Below are 6,096 nucleotides of genomic sequence, written 5' to 3'. Positions count from 1 at the left end.
TCCGCCGTGTAGATCCCGGGCTCGACGGAGAACACCATGCCCTCCGCCAGCACGGTGTCGGCCCCGGGCGCGACGAACGGGGGCTCGTGCAGCCCCAGACCGATCCCGTGTCCGGTTCGGTGGATGAACAACTCCCCGAGCCCCGCGGCCGCGAGGTGTTCGCGGGCCGCGGCGTCGACCTCGCCGATCGCGACGCCAGGGCGCACCGCCTCCCGGGCCAGACGCTGCGCCTCCTGCAGCACCGCGTACGCCTCGGCGATCCCGGGGTCGGGCGCCCCCGTCGAGTACGTGCGGGTGCAATCCGAGTGGTACCCGCTCTCGAGTGGCCCGCCGATGTCCACCACGACGATGTCCCCCGGCTCGATCACGCGGTCGGAGACCCCGTGGTGCGGGTCGGCGCCGTTGGGCCCCGAGCCGACGATCACGAACTCGGCGTGTGTGAGCCCCTCCTGCACGATCGCGGCGGAGATCAGCTCACCCACCTGCTCCTCGCTACGACCGACCTCGAGGAACTCACCCATCCGCGCGTGGACCGCGTCGATACGGCGGGCGGCCTCGGCGAGCTGGTCGAGCTCGTGCGGCGTCTTGACGGCCCGCACGTGGTCGATCACCTCCGAGGCCAGGATCACCTCACCGTCGACACCCAGCTGGAGTGGGACGAGATGGAGCGCGGGCAGCGCGGTCGAGACGGCGATCCGGCCCCACACCGTGCCCGCGACCAGGGGGACCGCGTCCGTACCGTCCGCCCAGGGATGGATCTCCGCGCCCACCCGGGCGGCGGCACGGCGGGTGACACCGGAGAGTTCGAGCGCAGGGAGCACGAGGAGGGGCGTTCCGTCCCCGACGGGCACGACGAGGGCCGTGAGCCGCTCGTGGGACTCCATGCGTTCGCCGGTGAGGTAGTCCATGTCCTCGCCCGAGTACACCACCACGTGATCGATCCCGAGCTCGCGCGCGCGATCACGCACCGCCGTCAGTCGCCGGGCGTGGGTGTCCGAGGGGCCGGTGCTCATCCCCCCACCCTAGGTCGTCGGGCGTCGCGGGCGCCCGCCGTCCGCTCCCGGCGGACCACTGTCACCTCGCCCTCTCACGGGGAGGACTATTCTGACGCAAGGTCGATACCCGGCCCACACTCGACCCGAGGAGGCGCGGTGTCCCAGGGCCCGCTCATGGTTCTCGACAGTGCCGGCCTGTGGTTCCGCGCGTTCCACTCGGTACCGGAGAAGATCACCGGACCCGACGGCGCACCTGCCAACGCGGTGCGTGGATTCTGCGACATGGTGTCGGTGCTCCTCGAGGAGTACTCGCCGGCCGGACTGGTGGCGGCCCTGGACCGCGAGTGGCGCCCCGACTGGCGTGTGGGGTTGGTTCCGTCGTACAAGGCCCACCGTGCCGGGGACGACGGCGGGGAGGACGCGCCCGCCTCACTCCACCCGCAGGTCGGCGCGATACGGGAGATCCTCACCGCCGCGGGTATCACGCAGGCGTCCGCCGCCGACGCCGAAGCCGACGACGTCCTGGCGGAACTGGCCGCTCGTGATCGCGAGGTGCTGGTGGTGACCGGCGACCGCGACCTGTTCCAGCTGGCGTCGGCGACCACCACGGTCGTGTACGTCGGGGCGGGGATGAAGAAGCGCCTCGCGTACACCCCCGAGGTCGTCGCGGAGCGCTTCGATCTTCCCCTCGGCGACGACGCGCGCGTGTACGCCGACTATGCGGTACTCGTCGGTGACGCCTCCGACGGTCTGCCGGGGGTGGCGGGGATCGGCACCAAGACCGCGGCATCCCTCGTGCGGGAGTACGGGGGCCTCGACGGCATCGTGGAGGCCGCCGAGGACGACGGATCTGGTCTCACCGCCCGGCAGCGGAAGGCGGTTCTCGAGGCCGCCGACTATCTGACCGCCGCCCGCGGAGTGGTCCGTCTGCGGGGTCGCGGGTTCGAGCTCGAGTTCGAGGGTGATACCGACGGCCGGCGCGGACACGTGGACCGGGCGCGGTTGGACGCCCTCGGTGAGGCCACGGGACAGGCGCGTGCGATCGGGCGTCTGGAGAAGGCGGCCTCGGTCCTGGACCCGGCCTGAGAGCCGTCGCCGGTCCCCTGCAGGCCCGGGGCCGGTCATCTCCCGCGCCGGAAATCACCAGCGCCAGTCATCGATAAGAGCGTTCCGCACACCCTCTTCTCGCACGATGTGTGCGGAACGCTCTTCGCGATGGAGGGATGGCGCGACTGCGCGGTGGAGGGATGGCGCGACTGCGCGAGGGAGGGATGGCGCGACGGGGGTCAGACCGTGTGGTCGAGTACGACCCCGCGACGTAGGGACCCCACGGCCGACCGTGCCGTCCGCGCGAGATCGGGCTCGGCGACCTGCCCGACCTGGGCCAGGACGTCCACGACCAGCCGCGCGGAGCGAACGAAGTCCCCGGCGGTGAGTTCCACGCCCTCCTGCCACGAGGCGGCGAGGATCGACGACAGCGCGCCACCCGACACCCAGTGGTGCAGGACCGGTGCGAGCCCCGCGTCCAGATCCGGGGTCGAGGGCAGCTGGTGAGCCTTCTCGGTCGCGGCGACGTCGGCGGCGACGAGTTCGGTCTCGGCGAGGGCCGCGCGCAGCAGTTCGTCGGAGGGTTCTCGGACCACCGCGTCACTGCGGGGGTGGGCCACGACGGTGGCGATCACCGCCGCCAACCCGGCCGGGTCCAGCCCGGCCCACACGCCGCGTCGGAGACACTCGGCCACGAACAGGTCCTGCTCGGTGTGCACACCCGCGAGAAGGCGGCCGGCGTCCGTGGCGCGGATCTCGCCCTCCCGGTCCTCCAGGTAACCCAGGTGCTCCAGCAGACCGACGATCCTCCGGAAACGGCGGGCCAGGGAGTCGGAGTCGGATTCCACCTCGGCGGTGAGCTCGGCCACGTCCGCCGCTGCCCGGGCCCAGCGTTCGTGGAGACGTGCCAGCGAGTCGACCAGCGGGTCGTCGTGGAGGGGGTGTTGGCGCACGGCGCGGCGCGCCGCGGCGATCCGCTGGTCCTTGCGGACGGGCTTGCCGCCGGCGTTCTTCATCCGACCCCGGGCTTTACCCCGGAGTCCCTCCATCCGATGGACCAGCGCCCGCTTGGCCCGCCCGTCGAGCTTGCGTCGGCCGCGGGGCAGATCGACCCTCCCCACCGGGACGGGGGGTGCCGCGAAGTCCTGCTGGCGCAGCCAGCCGGTCCAGCCGGTGTCGGTCAGGCACAGCAGTGCCGGGTCGGCGGGGATATCGGTGCGGACCTGCAGCACCGTGGCGACCATGCCGAACCGTTTGCGGCCCACGGTGATCACCGAACCCGCGGTCTGTTTGAGCATCGCCGCGCGGACGGAGTCCAGCCGGTCGTCCCGGGTCGCCTTCTCGGTGGACTTCTCCAGTCGGCCGAGGTCCGCACGGAGCGACATGTACTCGTCGAGCTGCCGGTCTCCGCCGGCGTCCTCGAGATCGGCCCGGATTCGGTCCCTCTCATCGGTCCTGCGTTCCACCGCCCGGGACCGGGACACCAGCGTGCGGTCGGTCTGGAACTGCGCGAACGACCTGCCGATCAGCGAGGTGGCCTCCGCCACGCCGAGTTGCTCCACGAGGTTGACGGCCATGGAGTAGTCGGGTGTGAACGCACTGCGCAGTGGGAATCGCGGGGTGTCGACCAGTGCGGACAGCGCGTCCAGGTCGAGGTCCGGCTGGTCCAGCACCACCGCGGTGCCCTTGGTGTCGATCCCCCGTCTCCCGGCGCGCCCGGTGATCTGCGAGTACTCCGCGGAGGTGAGCATGGCGTGGGTGTCGCCGTTGAACTTGGTGGTCTTCTCCAGGACGACCGCGCGGGCCGGCATGTGGATTCCCAGGGCGAGGGTCTCGGTGGCGAACACCACCTTGATCAGACCCGCCGAGAACAACTCCTCCACGATGGTCCGGAACAGCGGCAGCATCCCCGCGTGGTGGGCCGCGATGCCGCTGACCAGCCCGGCCCGGAAGGCGGTGAAGTCGAGCGCGTCCAGGTCGTGTCGGGGCACCTGTGCGCATGCGGCGTCGACGTGCGAGGCGATCCGCCGGGACTCCTCCCCGGTGGTCAGCCGCAACCGGGCCCGCCGCATCTGCGAGACCGCCCCGTCGCAGCCCGCCCGGGAGAACACGAAGTAGATCGCGGGCAGCAGATGGTCGTCGTCGAGCTTCTCGATGACGTCCTGGCGCCGCGCCCATTGCGCTCGGGGCCGGGCCGCGACCCGCTCGTCGTGATATCCGCCTCGGGTGCGCCGCCGTTGGTCGGCCGCCGCGCGGACCGGGATCAGATCCCCGTCCGTGTAGAGCATGTGTGCGAGCGGAACGGGCCTCAGCTCGGAGAGCACCACGGCGGTGTCCCCCCGGATCTCGCTGATCCAGTCCCCCAGCTCGTCGGTGTTGCTCAGCGTCGCCGACAGGCCCACCAGTCGAACCGCCGGATCGAGGGTGAGGATGATCTCCTCCCACACCACCCCTCGCGACCGATCACCCAGGTAGTGGATCTCGTCCATGACCACACAGTCCAGGTCGTGCAGGGCGGAGGAGCCGGAATAGATCATGTTCCGGAGGACCTCGGTGGTCATCACCACCACCGGGGCGTCGGCGTCGATCGAGTGGTCCCCGGTGAGCAACCCCACGTTCTCGGGCCCGAACCGATGACGGAACTGCCGGAACTTCTGATTGCTCAGCGCTTTGACGGGCGTGGTGTAGAAGCACCTGCCGCCGCCGGACAACGCCCGGTGGGCCGCGTACTCCCCGATGAGCGTCTTGCCCGAGCCGGTGGGCGCCGAGACGAGCAGATTGCGGCCGGCGTCGAGCGCGGTGAACGCCTCCAGCTGGAACGGGTCCGGGTCGAAGCCCTGCGTCTGCAGGAACGATTCGAGCAGCGTGCCCGAATCGTGGGGCTCAGAGCGTGTCGTCATACATCGCCCCACCCGACGGCGCCTGGAGGGGCCGGGCACCACCGAGTGGCTCGGGTGCGGACAGCGGGCCGGTGGACCGGACCGCACCGGAGTCGTCGAGGCGCTCGGACGGGCCCAGCGGCGACGCGGACTCGTCGTCGACCTCGAGCCACTCCTCGCGGTTCCTGCTCTTGCGCTTGTCGTGGATGCGGGCGAACTGGATGGACATCTCCACCAGGATGCACACCGCCCCGGCGAGGGCCAGCATCGAGAACGGGTCCTGCCCGGGCGAGGCCACGGCGGCGAAGACGAAGATCCCCATGATGATCCCGCGGCGGGACCTGGCGAGCACCTCGTACCGGAGCACTCCGGCGACGTTGAGCATCGCGATGAGCAACGGGATCTCGAAGCTCACTCCGAAGATCAGGATCAGCTGGATGAGGAAGGTGAAGTACTGCGTACCTGAGAGGGCGGTGGTCTGGACGTTGTCGCCGATCGAGAGCAGGAACTCGAGGGCGAAGACGATGACGATGTAGGCCAGGACGGCGCCGCCGATGAACAGGACGGCGGCGAGGAACGTGAAGGCGATCCCGTAGCGCTTCTCGTTCTTGTGCAGGCCGGGAGTGATGAAGGCCCACAACTGGTAGAGCCAGACCGGGCTGGCCAGCACGATGCCGGCGGTCGCGGCCACCTTAAGACGCAGCATGAACTGCTCGAAGGGGCCGGTGGCGAGGAGGCGGCACTGGTCCCCCGAGTCGCCGAGTTGGAGGCGGGCACCGGGTGGGATGTCGCAGTACGGTCCGGTGAGGATCTCACCCAGCGAGGGGACTCCGAAGAATCCGCTGCCGTACCACCAGAAGCCGAAGCCCAGCGTCACCACGATCGCCGCGAGGGCGATGAGCAGCCTCGTGCGCAGCTCGTAGATGTGCTCGATGAGCGGCATCGTGCCGTCGGGGTTCCGGGGCCGGCGCCTGCGCTTGGACAGCAGCCGACCGGCGCCGCCCCTGGGGGTGGCGCCGGTCTTCTCCGGTCCGCTCTGCGTCATCGGTGAGGTGGCCTGCTACCGCTGGGGGCCGGTGCCGCCGTCGTACGGCGCGGTGGGATCGAAGGGCTGCTGGGGGTGGCCGGGCTGCTGCGGCTGCTGACCCTGCGGCTGCTGGTACGGCTGGCCCGGC

General features: G+C 70.8%; 4 protein-coding genes. 1 reads left to right on the top strand and 3 read right to left on the bottom strand.

Translation table 11 applies throughout. From position 1 onward, the window contains the following. A partial coding sequence (locus tag G6020_RS09425) for a Xaa-Pro peptidase family protein (RefSeq protein ID WP_182610439.1) occupies positions 1–1,013 on the bottom strand: 1,013 nt, incomplete at its 3' end. 138 nt (positions 1,014–1,151) lie between these two features. On the opposite strand from G6020_RS09425, the gene G6020_RS09420 reads away from it, so the two are divergent. Next, a complete protein-coding gene (locus tag G6020_RS09420) occupies positions 1,152–2,081 on the top strand; it encodes a 5'-3' exonuclease H3TH domain-containing protein (protein ID WP_182610438.1) in 930 nt (309 codons plus the stop codon). Positions 2,082–2,281: 200 nt separating this feature from the next. Here the strand turns inward: G6020_RS09420 and G6020_RS09415 are convergent, their stop codons facing one another. Both G6020_RS09415 and tatC read right to left on the bottom strand, forming a co-directional pair. Continuing rightward, positions 2,282–4,942 (bottom strand): DEAD/DEAH box helicase, encoded by a 2,661-nt coding sequence (locus tag G6020_RS09415; RefSeq protein ID WP_182610437.1) that lies wholly within the window; start codon positions 4,940–4,942, stop codon positions 2,282–2,284. Then, complete coding sequence (tatC, locus tag G6020_RS09410; RefSeq protein ID WP_241732643.1) at positions 4,926–5,864, bottom strand: twin-arginine translocase subunit TatC; 939 nt, start codon at positions 5,862–5,864, stop codon at positions 4,926–4,928. The genes G6020_RS09415 and tatC overlap by 17 nt, the downstream gene beginning before the upstream one ends. Positions 5,865–6,096: the final 232 nt, after the last annotated feature.

Source organism: Dietzia sp. B19 (assembly GCF_014145155.1).
Classification (GTDB): Bacteria; Actinomycetota; Actinomycetes; order Mycobacteriales; family Mycobacteriaceae; genus Dietzia; species Dietzia natronolimnaea.
The sequence above is the reverse complement of the archived record's forward strand: the minus strand, read 5'-3'. Positions and strand labels throughout refer to the sequence as shown.

Coding starts and splice junctions, on each gene's coding strand:
- G6020_RS09415 (WP_182610437.1), bottom strand. CDS start 4,942: ATGACGACACGCTCTGAGCCCCACGATTCGGGCACGCTGCTCGAATCG.
- tatC (WP_241732643.1), bottom strand. CDS start 5,864: ATGCCGCTCATCGAGCACATCTACGAGCTGCGCACGAGGCTGCTCATC.